The organism is Alcaligenes sp. Marseille-Q7550, from assembly GCF_965112015.1.
Genome location: NZ_CBCOPU010000002.1, coordinates 1,016,960 through 1,034,118, shown reverse-complemented (window position 1 = coordinate 1,034,118; position 17,159 = coordinate 1,016,960). Strand labels below are relative to the sequence as shown.

20 protein-coding genes and 1 pseudogene are annotated in these 17,159 nt (G+C 65.7%); 5 read left to right on the top strand and 16 right to left on the bottom strand.

What is annotated here, in order from left to right:
• The first annotated feature begins 7 nt into the window (after nucleotides 1–7).
• Nucleotides 8–766, top strand: a complete 759-nt coding sequence (locus ACWPWO_RS14285) for a HesA/MoeB/ThiF family protein (RefSeq protein WP_454007142.1) — start codon at nucleotides 8–10, stop codon at nucleotides 764–766.
• Here the strand turns inward: ACWPWO_RS14285 and ACWPWO_RS14280 are convergent.
• The 6 genes and pseudogenes from ACWPWO_RS14280 to ACWPWO_RS14255 all read right to left on the bottom strand — a co-directional run bounded on the left by ACWPWO_RS14280 (nucleotide 763) and on the right by ACWPWO_RS14255 (nucleotide 4,876).
• Complete coding sequence (locus ACWPWO_RS14280) at nucleotides 763–1,515, bottom strand: pyrimidine 5'-nucleotidase (protein ID WP_454007141.1); 753 nt, start codon at nucleotides 1,513–1,515, stop codon at nucleotides 763–765. The two genes, ACWPWO_RS14285 and ACWPWO_RS14280, sit on opposite strands and share 4 nt — an antisense overlap.
• Before the next feature lie 17 nt (nucleotides 1,516–1,532).
• Complete coding sequence (argB, locus tag ACWPWO_RS14275; RefSeq protein ID WP_454007140.1) at nucleotides 1,533–2,429, bottom strand: acetylglutamate kinase; 897 nt, start codon at nucleotides 2,427–2,429, stop codon at nucleotides 1,533–1,535.
• Between the two features lie 76 nt (nucleotides 2,430–2,505).
• Complete coding sequence (locus ACWPWO_RS14270; RefSeq protein WP_394062116.1) at nucleotides 2,506–3,003, bottom strand: TlpA family protein disulfide reductase; 498 nt, start codon at nucleotides 3,001–3,003, stop codon at nucleotides 2,506–2,508.
• Entirely contained in the window at nucleotides 3,000–3,692 is a 693-nt protein-coding gene (locus ACWPWO_RS14265) for a BON domain-containing protein (protein ID WP_454007139.1), read from the bottom strand. Before ACWPWO_RS14265 ends, ACWPWO_RS14270 begins: the two co-directional genes overlap by 4 nt.
• Nucleotides 3,689–4,281 (bottom strand): annotated as a pseudogene (locus ACWPWO_RS14260) (phosphoheptose isomerase). Before ACWPWO_RS14260 ends, ACWPWO_RS14265 begins: the two are co-directional and overlap by 4 nt.
• Before the next feature lie 136 nt (nucleotides 4,282–4,417).
• Nucleotides 4,418–4,876: a YraN family protein gene (locus tag ACWPWO_RS14255; RefSeq protein WP_454007138.1), complete on the bottom strand. Its 459-nt coding sequence runs from the start codon at nucleotides 4,874–4,876 to the stop codon at nucleotides 4,418–4,420.
• 38 nt (nucleotides 4,877–4,914) lie between these two features.
• Here ACWPWO_RS14255 and rsmI point away from each other — a divergent pair, with 38 nt between their 5' ends.
• On the top strand, nucleotides 4,915–5,865 hold the full coding sequence (gene rsmI / locus ACWPWO_RS14250; protein WP_454007137.1) for a 16S rRNA (cytidine(1402)-2'-O)-methyltransferase: 951 nt from the start codon (nucleotides 4,915–4,917) through the stop codon (nucleotides 5,863–5,865).
• A gap of 9 nt (nucleotides 5,866–5,874) precedes the next feature.
• Here the strand turns inward: rsmI and ACWPWO_RS14245 are convergent, their stop codons facing one another.
• From ACWPWO_RS14245 to ACWPWO_RS14200, 10 genes are all read right to left on the bottom strand, one after another.
• Nucleotides 5,875–6,711, bottom strand: a complete 837-nt coding sequence (locus ACWPWO_RS14245) for a septal ring lytic transglycosylase RlpA family protein (protein WP_454007136.1) — start codon at nucleotides 6,709–6,711, stop codon at nucleotides 5,875–5,877.
• Nucleotides 6,712–6,949: 238 nt separating this feature from the next.
• The gene (rapZ, locus tag ACWPWO_RS14240) at nucleotides 6,950–7,825 is read right to left on the bottom strand and encodes an RNase adapter RapZ (protein WP_454007135.1); all 876 of its coding nucleotides are present in this window, start codon (nucleotides 7,823–7,825) and stop codon (nucleotides 6,950–6,952) included.
• 109 nt (nucleotides 7,826–7,934) lie between these two features.
• Nucleotides 7,935–8,861 carry an HPr(Ser) kinase/phosphatase gene (hprK, locus tag ACWPWO_RS14235; protein WP_454007134.1) on the bottom strand — a complete coding sequence of 309 codons (927 nt, stop codon included), beginning with the start codon at nucleotides 8,859–8,861 and terminating at the stop codon, nucleotides 7,935–7,937.
• Nucleotides 8,833–9,333 carry a PTS sugar transporter subunit IIA gene (locus ACWPWO_RS14230; protein ID WP_394062100.1) on the bottom strand — a complete coding sequence of 167 codons (501 nt, stop codon included), beginning with the start codon at nucleotides 9,331–9,333 and terminating at the stop codon, nucleotides 8,833–8,835. Before ACWPWO_RS14230 ends, hprK begins: the two co-directional genes overlap by 29 nt.
• A gap of 150 nt (nucleotides 9,334–9,483) precedes the next feature.
• The gene (hpf, locus tag ACWPWO_RS14225) at nucleotides 9,484–9,810 is read right to left on the bottom strand and encodes a ribosome hibernation-promoting factor, HPF/YfiA family (protein ID WP_454007133.1); all 327 of its coding nucleotides are present in this window, start codon (nucleotides 9,808–9,810) and stop codon (nucleotides 9,484–9,486) included.
• A 202-nt stretch (nucleotides 9,811–10,012) separates the two neighbouring features.
• Nucleotides 10,013–10,804, bottom strand: coding sequence for an LPS export ABC transporter ATP-binding protein (gene lptB / locus ACWPWO_RS14220; RefSeq protein WP_454007132.1), 792 nt, complete (start codon nucleotides 10,802–10,804; stop codon nucleotides 10,013–10,015).
• An 18-nt stretch (nucleotides 10,805–10,822) separates the two neighbouring features.
• Nucleotides 10,823–11,473 carry a lipopolysaccharide transport periplasmic protein LptA gene (gene lptA / locus ACWPWO_RS14215; RefSeq protein ID WP_454007131.1) on the bottom strand — a complete coding sequence of 217 codons (651 nt, stop codon included), beginning with the start codon at nucleotides 11,471–11,473 and terminating at the stop codon, nucleotides 10,823–10,825.
• The gene (lptC, locus tag ACWPWO_RS14210) at nucleotides 11,470–12,090 is read right to left on the bottom strand and encodes an LPS export ABC transporter periplasmic protein LptC (protein ID WP_454007130.1); all 621 of its coding nucleotides are present in this window, start codon (nucleotides 12,088–12,090) and stop codon (nucleotides 11,470–11,472) included. The genes lptA and lptC overlap by 4 nt, the downstream gene beginning before the upstream one ends.
• 2 nt (nucleotides 12,091–12,092) lie before the next feature.
• Entirely contained in the window at nucleotides 12,093–12,698 is a 606-nt protein-coding gene (locus ACWPWO_RS14205) for a KdsC family phosphatase (protein ID WP_454007129.1), read from the bottom strand.
• Nucleotides 12,699–12,700: 2 nt separating this feature from the next.
• On the bottom strand, nucleotides 12,701–13,690 hold the full coding sequence (locus ACWPWO_RS14200; RefSeq protein WP_454007128.1) for a KpsF/GutQ family sugar-phosphate isomerase: 990 nt from the start codon (nucleotides 13,688–13,690) through the stop codon (nucleotides 12,701–12,703).
• Between the two features lie 155 nt (nucleotides 13,691–13,845).
• Here ACWPWO_RS14200 and ACWPWO_RS14195 point away from each other — a divergent pair, with 155 nt between their 5' ends.
• The 3 genes from ACWPWO_RS14195 to cydB are packed head-to-tail and all read left to right on the top strand — an operon-like array spanning nucleotide 13,846 to nucleotide 17,152.
• Nucleotides 13,846–14,412, top strand: a complete 567-nt coding sequence (locus ACWPWO_RS14195) for a GbsR/MarR family transcriptional regulator (protein WP_394062086.1) — start codon at nucleotides 13,846–13,848, stop codon at nucleotides 14,410–14,412.
• Entirely contained in the window at nucleotides 14,405–15,988 is a 1,584-nt protein-coding gene (locus tag ACWPWO_RS14190; protein ID WP_454007127.1) for a cytochrome ubiquinol oxidase subunit I, read from the top strand. The genes ACWPWO_RS14195 and ACWPWO_RS14190 overlap by 8 nt, the downstream gene beginning before the upstream one ends.
• Before the next feature lie 12 nt (nucleotides 15,989–16,000).
• Nucleotides 16,001–17,152 (top strand): cytochrome d ubiquinol oxidase subunit II, encoded by a 1,152-nt coding sequence (gene cydB / locus ACWPWO_RS14185; protein WP_454007126.1) that lies wholly within the window; start codon nucleotides 16,001–16,003, stop codon nucleotides 17,150–17,152.
• Nucleotides 17,153–17,159 lie beyond the last annotated feature (7 nt).

The window sequence follows — 17,159 nt, the reverse complement described above, 5'->3', positions numbered from 1 at the left end:
TGCAGACGTGGAAGATCAGCAACTACTGCGCTATGCGCGGCATATCCTGCTCGACGAGTTCGGCGTGGAAGCCCAGGAACGCATCCTGGCTTCCCACATCCTGGTCGTAGGCGCCGGCGGCCTGGGTTCGCCGGTGGTGGCCTACCTGGCGGCTTCGGGGGTGGGCAGGATGACCCTGGTCGACGACGACCAGGTCGAACTGAGCAACCTGCAGCGCCAGATCGCCCATACCACCGACAGGCTGGGATGGGACAAGGTGGAGTCCGCCAGGGTCCACATCCATCAGCTCAATCCGGAGGTCCAGGTGCAGCCGGTGGTGCAGCGTCTGGACGACGCGGCCTTGATGCACTGGGTCGGGCAGGTGGACCTGGTGCTGGACTGCTGCGACAACTTCGCCACGCGTCATGCCATCAACCGGGCCTGCGTGGCCCACCGCAAGCCGCTGGTCTCAGGCGCCGCCATCCGCTTTTCCGGGCAGGTCAGCACCTACGACCTGCGTCAGCCGCAGGCTCCGTGCTACCACTGCCTGTTTCCCGAAGCCGACGATGTGGAAGAGCTGCGCTGCGCCACGACGGGCGTGCTCTCGCCCTTGCTGGGCATGGTGGGCAGCGTGCAGGCCGCCGAGGCCCTGAAGGTGATGGGCGGCTTTGGCGAACCCCTGGTGGGCCGCCTGCTCAGCGTGGACGCCTTCAACATGAACTGGCACACCGTGCGCTTTCGCAAGGACCCGGGCTGCCCGGTCTGCAGCGCGGCCGAGCTGCTTTAAGACAACCCCGTATTTTCCAGAGTAGAGCCGCCATGCCGGTGGTTGCCCAGCTGGGCGATCCGGCTGATGCGGCTGTCCACGTACTGGTTGCGCCCTCGATGCAGGGCGCTGAAGGGCGTGCCCGCGTTGTAGATGTGGATGGTGCGCATGCCCATCTGGCGGGCGCTTTTCAGGTTGCGCAAGGTGTCTTCGACCAGGATGATGTCGCGCGCCTGGGCCTGCAGCACGGCCAGGGTCTGGCGCATGAGCGCGCGCGAGGGCTTGGGCCGGTAGCGGCCCTGCAATTGCATGTGCTCGATGGCCCAGATGCCGTCGAAGACGGGCAGCAGGTTCAAGGCCTTGAGCACCCGGCGGGCATATTCCAGCGGCGCGTTGGTCAGCAGCAGCTTGTAGCCCGGCAGGCGTCGCACTTGCGCCGGCAGGCCTTTCTCCGCACTGAGCAGGGCCGGCACGTCGAAATCGTGGGCGTGCCTCAGGAAGGCCGCCGGATCGGCGCCGTGATGGCGGTGCAGGCCTATCATGGTGGCGCCGTAGCGCTGCCAGTATTCCATGCGCAGCCGGTCCGCCGTGTCCATGTCCACACCCAGGGTCTGGGCCACGCCGATGCGCATGCGCTGGTCTATGGCCTGGAAGATGCCGCCGGAGGCATTGTGCAGGGTGTTGTCCAGGTCGAACAGCCAGATGGGGCCGCCCTGGCGGCAGGCCGTGAGGGGCCGCGCCCAGGGATGGGCGCGGATTGGGTCGCGCATATCGGTGTCGGCAGGCTTTAGTGCGAGCTGATCATGGTGCCCACGCCGCGATCGGTCAGGATCTCCAGCAGCAGGCAGTGCGGCACGCGGCCGTCGATGACGTGCACGGAATTGACCCCGTTGCGCGCAGCGTCCAGGGCCGAGGATATCTTGGGCAGCATGCCGCCGGAGATCGTGCCGTCGGCGAACAGTTCGTCGATGGTCTGGGCCGACAGGCGGCGCAGCAACTGGCCGCTCTTGTCGAGCACGCCGGGCGTGTTGGTCAGCATGACCAGTTTTTCAGCGCCCAGTACTTCAGCCATCTTGCCGGCGACCACGTCGGCGTTGATGTTGTAGGCTTGTCCGTCCTCGCCGTAGCCGATGGAGGAGATCACGGGGATGAACTGGTCGTCCTGCAGCGCCTTGACCACCTCGGGCTGACTGCGCTGGATGTCGCCCACGAAGCCGATGTCCAGGAGCTCCCCGGGGTGCTCGGCGTCGGGCAGCATCTTCTTGGTGACCTGGATCATGCCGCCGTCCTTGCCGGTCAGGCCCACGGCCTTGCCGCCGGCCTCGTTGATCATCATGACGATGTCCTGTTGCACCTGGCCGCCTAGCACCCATTCGACCACTTCCATGGTCTCCGCGTCCGTGACGCGCATGCCCTGGATGAAGGTGCCTTCCTTGCCGATGCGCTTGAGCGCGTCGTTGATCTGGGGGCCGCCGCCGTGCACCACGACGGGGTTCAGGCCCACCAGCTTCAGGAGCACGACGTCATGGGCGAAGCTGCGCTGCAGGGCTTCTTCGGTCATGGCGTTGCCGCCGTATTTGATGACCACCGTCTTGCCGTGGAAGCGGCGGATGTAGGGCAGGGCCTCGGACAGGACCTCCGCTTTGACGGTGGACGAGTAATTCTGCGAATCTGTGGTGCTCATTGACGCGCTCACTTGAAGAAAACCCGGGTCCACTGCTGGCACCCGGGGTTGTATGTGGCTGGGGCGAAAGTAAAGATCAGCTGCTGGACAGGGCTTTCTCGACCGTGGCGATGAATTCCTGCTTGTCGTAATTGCCCAGGTATCGCTTGATGATGTGGCCCTGCTTGTCCAGCAGGAAGGCGGTAGGGGTCAGGCGCACGTCGCCGAAGGCCTTGGCGATCTCGCCCGTGTCGTCGTGGGCGACCGTGAACGGCAACTGGCGCGACTGGGTGAAGTTGCGCACGTAGTTGATGGGGTCGTGCTTCATGGCCACGGCCACGATGTCGAAGCCCTTGCCGGACAGGGCGTTGAAATTGGCGATGTTGTCGGGCATCTGCGCCACGCAGGTGGTGCAGTCGGTGGCCCAGAACTTGACCAGCACCACCTTGCCGCGCAGATCTTCGGTGTGGAAGGTCTTGCCGTTCAGGTCGGTGAAGGCCACATTGGGGGCGCTGGGCTTGGAGTCGGACATGGTCCAGACTCCCAGGCCCACGGCTGCCGCCACGGCGACGGCGATGATCAGTACTTTTTTCATTGGACAGGCATGACTTCGACGGAGGTGGCGGCGGGGGCTGGCTCAGCCGGCGCCGGAGACGGAGTCGTCTTTTGCGTGTTGCTGGACAGCGGCTGCGCCAGGCTTTCGGCGCTGACGTATTCGAACAGCTTGACGACCTTGTTCACGCCGGGCACGCCTGCGGCCGCAATGGCGGCGCGTTCGCCTTCGTCCTGGGTGACGCGTCCCTGGAGATAGACCACGCCGCGCTCGGTGGTGACCGAGATGGTGCGGCTGGGAACTTCCTTGGTGTTGATGAGCGCGGTGCTGACCCGGGTGGAAATCCAGGAGTCGTTGGAGCGTACGCTCAGCGGGGTGGGTTCACCCACGCGCAATTCGTTGACCACGCGGGTGACTTTCTCGACCTGTGATACCAGGCGGCCGGCCTCGGCCTTGTCGGCTTCGGTGGGCACGTCGCCCGTCAGCAGGGCCACGCCTGCGTAGGAAGACGTGTTGATGCGGCCTTCCTTGTTTTCCAGCAGGCGGCGCGTTTCCGAACCCGCCTTCATGACGATGGCCCTGTCCTCGACCTGTTCGCCGGTGGTGCGCCGGTCCGTGGCGACCGCGGCGGTGGTGGCGGCGGCGCCGCCCACGACCAGCAGGCCGCAGCCCGACAGGGACAGCAGGGATCCGGCCAGCAGGCCGGCGATGATCAGACGGTTGTTCTTCATAGGGGGTCTCCGAGCAGCAGGGCGTCGATGCCGTCGCACATGGCGTGCAGCAGGACGATGTGGACTTCCTGGATGCGCATGGTCCGATCGTGGGGCACGCACAGGTGGATGTCGGTGTCGGAGAGCAATTCGGCGATCTTGCCGCCGCCCTTGCCCGTCAGGGCGATGATGACCATGTCGCGCTCGCGCGCCGCTTCGATGGCGCGGATGACGTTGGGCGAGTTGCCGCTGGTGGAGATGGCCACCAGGATGTCGCCGGTCTGGCCCAGGGCGCTGACCTGGCGTTCGAACACGCTGTCAAAGCCGTAGTCGTTGCCGACGGCGGTCATGATGGAGGTGTCGGTGTTGAGGGCGATGCCCGCCAGCGGCAGGCGGTCGCGTTCGAAGCGACCGACCAGTTCGGCGATGAAGTGCTGGGCGTCCGCCGCCGAGCCGCCGTTGCCGCAGGCCAGAATCTTGCCGTCGTTGGCCAGGGTGGCGAACAGCAGCTCCACGGCCGCGGCCAGGGTTCGGCCAGTTCGCGGGTGCTGGCTTTGAGGGTGTCGACGGAATCGTCGAAATGCGATGTCATTAAGGCGATAAGGTCCATAGCGCGCATTATCGCATGGAGAATTTCGCCGTGGGGCAGGCAGATCGTGTCATGTTGAAAAAAACGCAGCCGTATTTAAAAGACTATGACAGGCCCGTTTCCGGAAGGTTCCCGGCGCAGGGGATCAAGGGCGTTTTCACTGGTCGGCGAAGGCGTTGCGTATCCAGCGCAGCGACTCGCCTTCGATGGCGATCACATCGAAGCGGCACGGCGGCAGCCGTCCCTGGAAATGGCGCCGGGCCAGGGCCGGCAGCCATTGGCGGGCGGCCAGGATCAGACGGCGCTGCTTGTCCCGGTTTACACTGGCAAGCGCCCCGCCGAAACGATGCGAATTGCGCTGGCGCACTTCAAGGAGGACCAGATGCTCTTCGTGCCAGAGCAGCAGGTCGATCTCGCCGCCGCGGGCGCGCAACTGGCGCGCCAGGATGCGCGCGCCATGCCGCTGCACGTGGTCGGCGGCGCGCTGCTCCGCCCGGTCGCCGCGTTGCTGGCTGGGGGAACGGCGCTCCGAAGGGGCCGCAGAAGCGGGGCGAGCGCGCCGCAGGCGGCGCAGCGCGCGTTCCTGGGACCGGCGGGCCTGTTCGAAGGGATTCATGGGCAATCAATGACAACGATGTTTAGACAGGATTTAGCATGAGCGACACAGAGGGCCGCACGCCGTCGGCCGGAGCCTGGCAGGGCATGATGGACAAGGTCAGGGGCCAGGTCTGGCCCGAGTCCTGCCTGTATGTGGTGGCCACGCCCATCGGCAACCTTGGAGACCTTACCCTGCGCGGCTGGCAGGCGCTGGAACAGTGCGACATTATTGCGGCGGAGGATACGCGCGCAACGCGTCCCTTCCTGCAGGCCTGGGGCATACAGACGCCGCTGATGGCCGCGCATCGGCACAACGAGGCCCAGGCGGCATCGGCCATCATCGAGCGGCTGGCGCAGGGCCAGAGAGTGGCGCTGGTCTCGGACGCGGGCGCGCCCGCCGTCAGCGACCCGGGCGCGCGCGTGGTGCGCGAAGTGCGGCAAGCCGGTTACCGGGTCGTGCCGTTGCCGGGAGCTTCGGCCGTGATCGCGGCGCTGATGGGCAGCGGAGCGACCAGCGACGAAAATCCGGCCTTTGCCTTTGCGGGCTTCATGCCGTCCAAGGCAGTGGCGCGCCGCAAGTGGCTGCAGCAGTGGGCCGGCCTGGACATGCCGGTGCTGATGTTCGAGTCGCCGCATCGCCTGCGGGCGGCCGTGCGCGACATGGAACAGGTCTGCGGGCCGCAGCGCCGCCTGACCTTCGCGCGCGAGCTGAGCAAGCGTTTCGAGCAGATCCATACCGTGCCCCTGGGGCAGGCCGAGCAATGGCTGGCCGAGGACGGCCATCGGGAGCAGGGCGAGTTCGTGCTGATCCTGCACGAGGCCCCGCGCCAGGAGCATGATGCGCCGGAGCTGGATGCGGCCACGGAGCGCTGGATGTCGGCCTTGCTGGAGCAGGTGTCGCTGCGCGATGCGGCGCGCATCGGCAGCCAGGCTAGCGGCGTGCCGCGGGATGTGCTGTACGCCTGGGGCCTGGCGCGCCAGGCCCGGGAGGAGCGGTCCGGCGATTGAGCCGTTTCGTCAGCGCACCGCCACGGCCGGGTTCAGGCCCGTCTCCTGGCGGATGCGCAAGGCCGCATTGATGGCTTCCGTGCGGCTCTGGTAGGGGCCTATCTGCACCCGGAACAATTCGTTGTGCGCTTCGACCTCGGCGTTGCGGTACTCCACCTGCGCGATCTGGCGGTTCAGTTGCTGCGCCAGGGCGGAAGCGTTCTGGCGCGCGGAGAAGGCGCCGAACTGCAGGTAGACGCGGGTCTCGCCGGATGCGGAGTTGCGGCGCGGCTGGGCTGGCGCGGCGGACTGGACGATCAATTGCTGGTCGCTTGCATCGCTGCTCCAGCTGGGCGATTCGTCCAGTTCCAGGTCCAGTTCTTCCTGCGCCAGCGCGTCCAGCGCGTCCGGAGTCGGCTGCTGCTCCTCCTTGACCACCAGGCTGGGCTTGGGAGCCGGAGCGGGCGCGGCCTGCGTGGCGGCCCGGGCGATCCGGGTTTCGTTGTCGTCGAAGCGGCCTGCGCGGATTTCATCCTCGGTGATGGCCTCCACCAGTACGGTGCCGCTGCCGGGCGCGATCAGGTCCAGCTTGGCGGCGGCCACATAGGACAGGTCGATGATGCGAGAACTATGAAATGGACCCCGGTCGTTGATGCGCACGATGACGGATTTGCCGGTGCTGGGCCGGGTCACGCGCGCATAACTGGGAATCGGCAGCGTGGGATGGGCTGCCGTCATGGCGTACATATCGTAGGTTTCGCCGTTGGCGGTTTTCTTGCCATGGAACTTGCGGCCGTACCAGGACGCGGTGCCGGTCTGGGAGAAGGGCTTGTGGCTGGTGTGGGGGACGAAGCTCTTGCCGAGCACCGTGTAGGGACGGGTATTGCTGCGGGCAATGGGTTCGAGGCGGGGGTGGCGTTGGGAGTGGAGAGCAGATTGGCGGGGATGCGGCCGGCGGGCCCGTCATCTTTGTAGTAGCCTCCGCCGCGAGGGGCGGAGACGGTGGCGCCGGGCTTGGGCTTGGAGCGCTTGGGGCTGGAGGAGCAGCCCGCCAGCAGCGCCAGGGCCGCCAGCATGGCTCCCAGCGCGCGCAGGGAGGATGGATTCATGGGACTGGATTGATGGGTGGCTGGTTGCGGTGGCGCACCAGCAGGGGCGCGTGGTCGGCGAAGCGCAGCGCCAGCTGCTCGGTGACGTAGACGGAACGATGCTGGCCGCCGGTACAGCCGATGGCCACGGTCAGATAGTGGCGGGTGTCCTGCATGGACAGCGGCAGCGAGGGGCGCACGGAGCTGGCAAGGTCGGCGGCCATGTTTGCCACCGAGCCGACCTGGGCCAGCCATCTGGCCACGGGCTCGTCGCGTCCGGTCATGGGGCGCAGTTCGGGATCGTAGTGGGGGTTGGGCAGGCAGCGCACGTCAAAGACCAGGTCGGCATCGCCCGGCACGCCGCGCTTGTAGGCGAAGGACTCGAAAGTCAGCACCACGCTGGCGCGGTCGGCCTGCACCAGGTCGCGCACCCAGGCGCGCAGCTGGCCGGGCGTGGTGTCGCTGGTGTCGATGACATGCTCCAGTTCGCGCAGCGGCGCGGTCAGCTCGCGCTCCACGGCGATGCACTCCTCCAGCGACGGCGAGCGGCCGTCCTGGCGCAGACGGTCGGTGAGCGGGTGCCGACGGCGCGATTCGGAGTAGCGCTGCAGCAGGGTATGGTCGCTGGCGTTCAGGAAGATGACGCGCAATGCGTAGCCATCTTCGCGCAGCTTGCGGATGACCTCGGGCAAGGTGTCCAGATCGCCGGAGCCGCGCACGTCGATGGCCACGGCCAGGCGCTCCAACCCCTGCTCGGCCAAGCTTTCGACGGATTCGGCCAGGAAGCGGGCGGGCAGATTGTCCACGCAGGTATAGCCGGTATCTTCCAGCAGGCGCAGCGCAACCGATTTTCCCGATCCGGATATGCCGGTGATCAATACAACTTTCAGCATTGTGGTTAGGGCCTGTTAACACGATGCGATGATTCGCATTCGAATCAGTTCGTCGGCAGGCTCGGCCTGGCCGACGATTCGTCAGAAACGGGGCAGCCGCAAAGGCTGCCTAGTCTTCACGGCTGTTCATGATGGCCAGGGCCTGGCGCTCGATGAAGTCGCCCATGGTGTCTATGCCGCGGAAGGCGAGTATGGTGTTGCGAACCGCCGCTTCCACCAGCACGGCCAGGTTGCGGCCGGCGGCCACCTGCAGCATGACGCGCTTGATGCCGATGCCCAGCACGTCCTGGACCTGGTCCTGGGTGGGCAGGCGCTCGAAGTTGTCGGGGTTGGAGCGGACGAGATGCACGATCAGCTTGAGCTTCATTTTACGACGAACCGAGGTTTCGCCAAAAATGGTGCGTATGTCCAGCAATCCCAGGCCGCGCACTTCCAGCAGATTCTGCAGCAGCGGCGGGCATTGGCCGTCGATGATGTTGGGCGCGGTGCGCGACAGTTCGACCGCGTCGTCCGCGACCAGGCCGTGGCCGCGCGAGATCAGCTCCAGCGCCAGCTCGCTCTTGCCCAGGCCTGATTCGCCGGTGATCAGCACTCCCAGGCCCAGCACGTCCATGAATACGCCGTGCATGGTGGTCTTGGGGGCCAGGCGCTTGCCCAGGTAGATGCGCAGCAGGTCGATGAGCTGGGCGGCGTCGATGGGCGTGTAGAGCAGCGGCACCCCTTGCGTCTCGCAGAACTCCAGCAGGTCGGCCGGCGCGGAGGCGTTGTTGGCGATGAAGATGGCCGGCACGCCACCCTGCACCAGGTCTTCCAGGTGATGCTGGCGCCGCTTGACGTCGAAGCGGTTGTAATAGGAAAGCTCTTCCGGCCCGAAGACCTGGATGCGGGAGGGATGGATCAGGTTCAGGTGGCCGACCAGGTCGGCGGCCGCCATGCCAAGATCGGGGATAGGCCGGCTGGCGGCGTGCTTGCCGGCGGCCCAGCTGACCGCGATCTTGTCGTTGTTGTCATTGACCAGCTCTTGGACTGTCAGCATCGGGGTCTTCCGCTTGAAGGGCTGCGGGCTGGGTCAGGATGTGGTGGATCCGGGCCGGATCGGTTTCCTGCGCCAGGGCCTGGCGCACGTCCGGATCGGCCATCAGGCGGGCGATCTCGGCCAGCAGGTCCAGGTGCGTCTGGGTGGCGGTCTCGGGCACCAGCAGGAAGAACAGCAGGCTGGCGGTGCGTCCGTCGCTGGCGTCAAAGCGCACGGGTTCGGCCAGGCGCATGAAGACGGCGCAGGGCTCCTTCAGGTCCTTGATGCGACCGTGGGGCACGGCCACGCCGTGGCCAAGCGCTGTGGAGCCCAGCCGCTCGCGAGCGATCAGGCTGTGGAACACGGCTGTCCGGGCGATGCCGTGATGGTTCTCGAAGATCAGTCCGGCTTGTTCGAAAGCGCGTTTCTTGCTGGTGGCAGCAAGATCCAGAACCACATTGGACAGAGGCAAAATGCGCGACAAGAGATTCATGACGGCCATTATAGGGGGGAATGTTTTTTAGCTGAACACTTTTTGCACAGCGTGGAACAGAGCGGCAGTGTGCCATAAAACACAAAACCCCGAACCGGACGGTGCGGGGTCTGTCGGCAGGTCGGGCCTGCTGATGAGAGTCCTGCGCGGTCAGGCGGCCGGGACCTCGAGCCGCTTGGCGGGCTCATTTGCGTGGCTGGTCGCCTTTTCCTTGGACTTGACCACCTGGCGGTCGATTTTATCTGCCAGCAGGTCGATGGCGGCGTACAGGTTTTCGTCGGAAGCGGCGCAGTGGATGTCCTTGCCGGGCACGCGGACGGTGACTTCGGCAGTGTGCTTCAGACGTTCGATGGAAAGCATGACCTGGGAGTCGACCACATTGTCGAAATGCTTGTCGATCCGACCGATCTTGTTCTTGACGTAGTCGCGGATAGCAGGGGTGATGTCGAGATTACGGCCACTGATGTTAAGGCTCATATAGGCTCTCCGTAGTAGTGATGCTGGTGCGTCCAAGACGCGGGAGGGTTCGTTCTGAAGGCTCCTTACTATTGATGTTGGAGATTCCAGTATACCTATATGTCAGCGGGATTACATGACTTGGATCAAGGGAAAATGTCAGGAAAACCCTAGGGTGGACGCGCTTTAGAAAGCCCCGGCGCAAGGGCCGGGGCAGGGGGGACTACATGCGGAAATTCGAGCCCAGGTAGACCTTGCGCACGGCCTCGTTGTCGATGATCTCGGAGGGGTGCCCGCTGGTCAGCACCGTGCCTTCGCTGATGATGTAGGCGCGGTCGCAGATGCCCAGGGTCTCGCGCACGTTGCGGTCGGTGATGAGCACGCCGATGTTGCGGCCCTTCAGGAACTGCACGATGCGCTGGATCTCGATGACGGCGATCGGGTCCACGCCGGCGAAGGGCTCGTCCAGCAGGATGAAGCGCGGATTGCTGGCCAGGGCGCGGGCGATCTCCACCCGTCGGCGCTCCCCGCCGGACAGGGATACGGCGGTGTTGCGGCGGATGTGGCTGATCTGCAGTTCGGCGATCAGGGTCTCCAGGCGCTCGCCGATCTCGCGCGAACTGATGGCGCGGCCCTTGTCGTCCTGCTGCAGCTCCAGCACGGCGCGGATGTTTTCCTCGACCGTCAGCCGGCGGAACACGGAGGCGTCCTGGGGCAGGTAGGACAGGCCCAGGCGGGCGCGCTTGTGCATGGGCATGCCGGTGATGGGGGTGCCGTCGATCTCGATGCGGCCGGCGTCGGCGTGCACGATGCCCACGATCATGTAGAAGCTGGTGGTCTTGCCGGCCCCGTTGGGGCCGAGCAGGCCGACGACCTCGCCGCTTTCCACGTTCAGGGACACGTCCTGCACCACGGTGCGCTTGCCATAAGTCTTGCGCAGGCCCTGGGCGATCAGGCTGCCTTTGACGGAATTGTCGGCGCGGGTTGGAGTGGACGGGCTGGAGGATGCAACCATGTTAGAGCGGAATCCGGGCTATTTGCGGGGAGAGGACTTGCGCTGGCATTCGGCCAGGGCGGCGTCGGCGCTGGCGCGCGAGCGCGCCACCGAGCGTACCCGGCCGTCGCGCGTGGCCGATTCGGCGCCGCCGAAGGCCTGGTAGGTGCCGCTTTTCTGGCGGTAGATGATGCGCTGGCCCTGGATGGTGTCCTGCAGCTTGCCGCAGACGTAGCGGTTGACGATGGCCTTGCCGATGAGCTCGATTTCCTCGGTCTTGCCGTTATAGACGGCCTTGACGCCTTCGGCGGTCAGCAGCTCGAACTTGGCTGGCTCTTCCTGGCGTATGGTGACGCGCGGGCGCTCGGTGACCGTAGCGGTGCCGTGCTGGAAGCCTTCGGCGTCCTGTTCGATGGCGAGCTGGTCGGCCATGAGGGTCAGGGCGCCGCGCGTGAGCACGATATTGCCCTTGTAGATGGTCTGCTTGGTGACGTCGTCGTAGGTCAGGGTGTCGGATAACACGGAGGTGTCCGGTTCCTGGGCCGCTTCCGTGCTTGCCTGGGCCTGCGCGGGCGCGCCCGGCAGCAGGACCAGGGCGGCCGAGGCCATGGCCAGGCCCAGGGCGCTGCGCAGGAGGCGGGTGAGGAGCTCGGGCCGGAGGCTGGAGCTGGCGCTGTGACGCGTGGTCATGGTGGGGAATCCTTAGAGCTGTTGGAGGATCGCGCTTTCTGTGTCTGCTGGCCCGAGATTTTAACGTCGGATTCCGACATGACGTTCAGTTGGCGAACGCGATTGTCGTAGCGCATGCCCGTGCCGCGCATGGTGGACTGGCCATTGACCACCAGGGCCGGTTCGTTGGTGTAGACCACGTCTTCGTCGGGCAGGATGATGAGCACGCTGCTGCGCACGTCCAGGGCCTCGTCCTCGGCCGTGGCCTGGCGGTGGATGTGGGCGTTGCCTTTCATGGTGATCGTGTCGCCGCCGGCGCTCGTGGGGGCGGTGTCCGAGGTGGCGACGGTCCGGGGCGACTGGGCGCGGCTGCTGACGGCGCGCGGTTTTTCGATTTCGTAGGAATCGTCGTCGGGAAAGTGATAGGCCAGTTCGCCGTCCAGGCGATTGGTGGCCATGCCGGTGGCGTCGGTGCTGACCATGGTGAAGTTGCGCGCCCAGGAATCGGGTTCATGGGTGACGCGGCGCGGCGGGTCGATGGCCACTGAGCGCTGGGTGTAGTCGACCGCCCACCAGGTGGCCAGCACCAGCAGGGCCAGAAGCAGCAGGGAAATGACGGTGGGCAGGCGATCGCGCATGGTTACTGGATGACTCCGGTGGTTTTCAGCAGACCGCCGGCGATGAAGGTCGCCAGGCGGCCCTGGGCGGCCAGGATGGCGTCGCAGCATTCGCGCACGGCGCCCTGGCCGGCGGGCAGGGTGGAGACCCAGCTGGCCATCTGGGAGACGTAGAAGGGCGCATTGGGCACGCTGGCGGAAAAGCCCACGCGCTGCATGGCGGCCAGGTCGATGAGGTCATCGCCCATGTAGCCGAGCTCGTTCAGGGCCAGGCCGTTCTCCTGGGCGATCTGCGACAGGATGGCGACTTTGTCGCGCACTCCCTGGTGCACGAAGCGTATGCCCAGCTCGGCGGCGCGGCGCGCCACGATGCCGCTCTCGCGGCCGGTGATGATGGCCACCGAGATGCCGCTCTCGCCCAGCATGCGCAGGCCGTGCCCGTCCAGGGCGTGGAAGCCCTTGAAGACTTCTCCTTGTTCGCTGTACCACAGGCGGCCGTCGGTCATGACGCCGTCCACGTCAAAGACCAGCATGCGCAGGGCGCGCAGACGTTCACGGGTGGTCTCGGGCAGCTTGGCGAGGATTTGCGCTTCGGCGGGGTGCAGCGGGGCGGTTGGATTGTTCAACATGGTCAGATTACCTTTGCGGCCAACAGGTCGTGCATGTGCAGAGCCCCTAATAGTAGCCCGTTTGCGTCCAGTACCAGCATCTGGTTGATGCGCAGCTTGTCCATCTGGCGGGCCGCCTCGATGGCCAGGGCGTCCGCGGAAATGTTGCGTGGCTGGCGCGTCATGCCTTCTGAGACGGGCAGGCCGCGGATGTCGCCCTTGCGGGCGATCAGGCGGCGCAGGTCGCCGTCGGTGAACAGGCCCACCGGATGACCCGGCGGGTCGGCCACGATGGTCATGCCCATGCCTTTGGCGGACATCTCGGCCAGCGCGTCGGGGACCGGCGTGTCGGGCGTCACGACGGGCAACTGCTCGCCGCGGCGCATGATGTCGCGCACGAACGTCAGCAGCTGGCGTCCCAGGGCCCCGCCGGGGTGCGAGCGGGCGAAGTCCTCGCGGCTGAAGCCCTTGGCCTCCAGGCAGGCCACCGCCAGCGCGTCGCCCAGCGCCAGCGCGGCCGTGGTGCTGGCGGTGGGCGCCAGGTTCAGCGGGCAGGCCTCGTGCTCCACGTGGGCGTCCAGGTGCAGGTCGGCGTTCAGGGCCAGTTCGGACTGGGCGTTGCCGGTGATGGCGATCAGCTGGGCGCCCATACGGCGCAGCACCGTCAGCACGGTCATCAGTTCCTGCGCCTGGCCGGAGTATGAGATGGCGACCACCACGTCCTGGCTGGTGATCATGCCCAGATCGCCATGCAGGGCCTCGGCCGCGTGCATGAAAAAGGCCGGCGTGCCGGTGGAGGCCAGGGTGGCGGCGATCTTGCGGGCGATGTGGCCGGATTTGCCGATGCCGGTGACCACCACGCGGCCCTGGCAGTGCATGAGCATCTGCGTGGCCTTGACGAAATGTTCGTCCAGCCGGGCGCTGAGCGACTGCAGGCCCTCGATTTCAGTGGCGAAGGTGCGACGCGCCGAAGCCAGGATCTGGTCGGGGTCGGGAAGGTCCGGTTTATTCATTGAGAAATTGTAAACGCGAAGCGCATGCTTGGCATGTCGGTTTGCCGGGCCTTATTTTAAGGCCCCCGGCGTGAAACCAGTAGCCGCATGAATACTTTAGGGTTAAGATACGATCTGTTTCGTTGTTTCAGTAATTACTGAAAATTCAAAATACCATGAACCTAGGACCACAGGCGGAACGATTCGTTCTGCACTTCGGGGAAATGGGCGGACGCTGGGGGGTCAACCGTACCGTCGGCCAGATCTACGCCCTGCTCTTCATTTCCCCCGAACCCCTGCACGCCGATGAAATCGCCGAGACGCTGGGCATCTCGCGCTCGAACGTCAGCATGAGCCTGCGCGAGCTGCAATCCTGGCGGCTCGTCAGCATGACCCACAAGATCGGCGAGCGCCGCGAATACTTCGAGTCCCCCAAGGACGTGTGGGAGATCTTCCGCACCCTGGTGGAGGAGAAGCGCAAGCGCGAGATCGACCCCACGCTGACGCTGTTGCGAAGTATCCTTATGGAAGCGCCCGTGAACGAGGAAGAGGCGTACGGCCAGCAGCGCATCACCGAGATGCTGGAATTGATCGAGTTGGCGTGTGGCTGGTTTGACGAAGTGCATCATTTGCCGCCGGAGACTTTGCAGAACCTGATGCGCCTGGGCAGCAAGGTTCAGAAAGTCCTGGGTTTTGCCGGAAAGATTCGCAAGGCTGATCAAACTGGGGGTCGTCATGATTGATCTGGATGTCGTTACCTTGTCGCGGCTGCAGTTCGCATCCACCGCGATGTTTCACTTCTTGTTCGTGCCGCTGACGCTGGGCCTGTCCTTCCTGCTGGCCATCATGGAAAGCGTCTACGTCATGACGGGCCGCGAGATCTGGCGCCGCATGACCAAGTTCTGGGGCGTGCTCTTCGGCATCAACTTCGCGCTGGGCGTGGCCACCGGCATCGTGATGGAGTTCCAGTTCGGCATGAACTGGGCCTATTACAGCCACTACGTGGGCGACATCTTCGGCGCGCCCCTGGCCATCGAAGGGCTGATGGCCTTCTTCCTGGAAGCCACCTTCGTCGGCCTGTTCTTCTTCGGCTGGGACCGCCTTTCCAAGCTGGGCCACCTGGCCGTGACCTGGCTGGTGGCGCTGGGCACCAATCTGTCCGCCCTGTGGATCCTGGTGGCCAACGGCTGGATGCAGAATCCGGTGGGCGCCGTCTTCAATCCGCAGACCATGCGCATGGAGATGACGGACTTCGCCGAGGTGATCTTCAACCCGGTCGCGCAGGCCAAGTTCGTGCACACGGTCAGCGCCGGCTACGTGCTGGGCGCCATGTTCATCATGGGCATCAGCGCCTGGTACCTGCTGCGCGGGCGTCACATCGACCTGGCCAAGCGCTCCATGACCGTGGCCGCCAGCTTCGGCCTGGCCTCGGCCCTGTCGGTCGTGGTGCTGGGCGACGAGAGCGGCTACCTGACGACCGAGCACCAGCAGATGAAGATCGCGGCCATGGAAGCCATGTGGGAGACCGAGGAGGCGCCGGCCAATTTCAACCTGATCGCCATCCCGAACCAGGAGGCGCGCGAGAACAGCTTCGCCATCGAGATCCCCTGGGTCATGGGCCTGATCGGCACCCGTTCGCTGACCACGCCCATGCTGGGCATCAATGAACTGGTCGAGCACGCCAAGGTCCGCATCGCCAACGGGCTGCGCGCCTACCAGGCCTTGCAGGCCGTGCGCGCCGACGCCTCCGACATAGAGGCGCGCCGCCTGTTCGACGCCAACTGGCGCGACCTGGGCTACGCCTTGCTGCTCAAGCGCTACATGCAGGACATCACCCAGGCGAGCCCCGAGGACATCGCCAAGGCGGCCTGGGACACGGTGCCGCAGGTGGCGCCGCTGTTCTGGACGTTCCGCGTCATGGTGGGGCTGGGGCTGTATTTCATCCTGTTCTTCGCCGTGGCCTTCTTCCTGGCCTCGCGCGACCGGCTGCAGCGTCATCCGCGCCTGCTCAAGCTGGCCGTCTGGAGCATACCGCTGCCCTGGATCGCCATCGAATGCGGCTGGTTCGTGGCCGAGTTCGGCCGCCAGCCCTGGGCTATCGAGGGCGTGCTGCCCACGTATTACGCCGCCTCGGGGCTGTCCTTCACGGACCTGATGATCAGCATGAGCATCTTCCTGCTGCTGTACGGCACATTGGCGGTCATCGGCGTGAAAGTCATGCTGCATGCGATCCGCAAGGGACCCGACGAGCATGGCGCGCCGCCCGCGCCGTCGGCCCTGTCCTATGGCTCGCGCAATGCGCCCTTGCTGCGCGGTTAAGGGGGAAACACCATGGAAAAACTGATTCTTCTCGATTACGACACGCTGCGCGTGATCTGGTGGCTGCTGCTGGGCGTGCTACTGGCCGCCTTCGCCATCATGGACGGGGCCGACCTGGGCGTGGCGATGGCCTTGCCGCTGGTGGCCCGCACGGACGACGAGCGGCGCGTGCTCTACAACGTCATCGGCCCCGTGTGGGAGGGCAACCAGGTCTGGCTGATCGTGGCCGGGGGCGTGGCCTTCGCGGCCTGGCCCCTGCTGTATGCCATGGCCTTCTCCGGTTTCTACCTGGCCATGATGCTGCTGCTGGTGGCGCTGATCGTGCGGCCGGTGGCCATCAAGTACCGCAGCAAGCTGGCCTCGCGCCGCTGGCGTCGCAACTGGGACGCCATCTGGACCGTAGCCGGGCTGGTGTCCGCGCTGGTGTTCGGCGTGGCCATCGGCAATGTGATGCTGGGCGTGCCCTTCGGTTTCGATTCCACCACGCGGCGCCCCATGTACGATGGCAGTTTCTTCGGCCTGTTCCAGCCCTTCGCCGTGCTGTGCGGCCTGCTCAGCGTGCTGATGCTGGCTTTCCAGGGCGTGGTGGTGCTGGCCTGGAAAGCCTCGGACCAGGTGGCGCGCCGCGCCCGAGCCTGGGCTGTGCCTCTGGGCCTGCTGTCCATCCTGGCTTTTGCCGCGGGCGGCTGGTGGATCACCCACCTGAACGGCTACGCCATGAGCTGGCCCGAAGTCGGCCACGCCATGTCCAACCCCATCGGCAAGGCGGTGGACGTGGTGCCGGGCGGCTGGCTGGCCAATTACCGCCAATGGCCGCTGCTCTGGCTGGCGCCGGCCGCCGGCTTCGCCGGGCTGCTGCTGGGCGCCTTGCTGGCCGGACGCGGGCGCGGGTTGCTGGCGGTGCTGTTCTCCTCCCTGGCACTGGCGGGCATCATCCTGACCTTCGGCTTCGCCGTCTTTCCCTTCCTGCTGCCTTCGTCGCTGACGCCGGGCTCCAGCCTGACGCTGTTCGACGCCTCGGCCAGCCACCTGACGCTTTGGCTGATGCTGCTCATCACCCTGGTGTTCCTGCCCATCATCGTGCTCTATACCTCCTGGGTGTATCGCGTGATGCGCGGCAAGGTGACGGTAGCCGGCATGAACGACGCTCCCCATTCCTACTAAGGAGGCC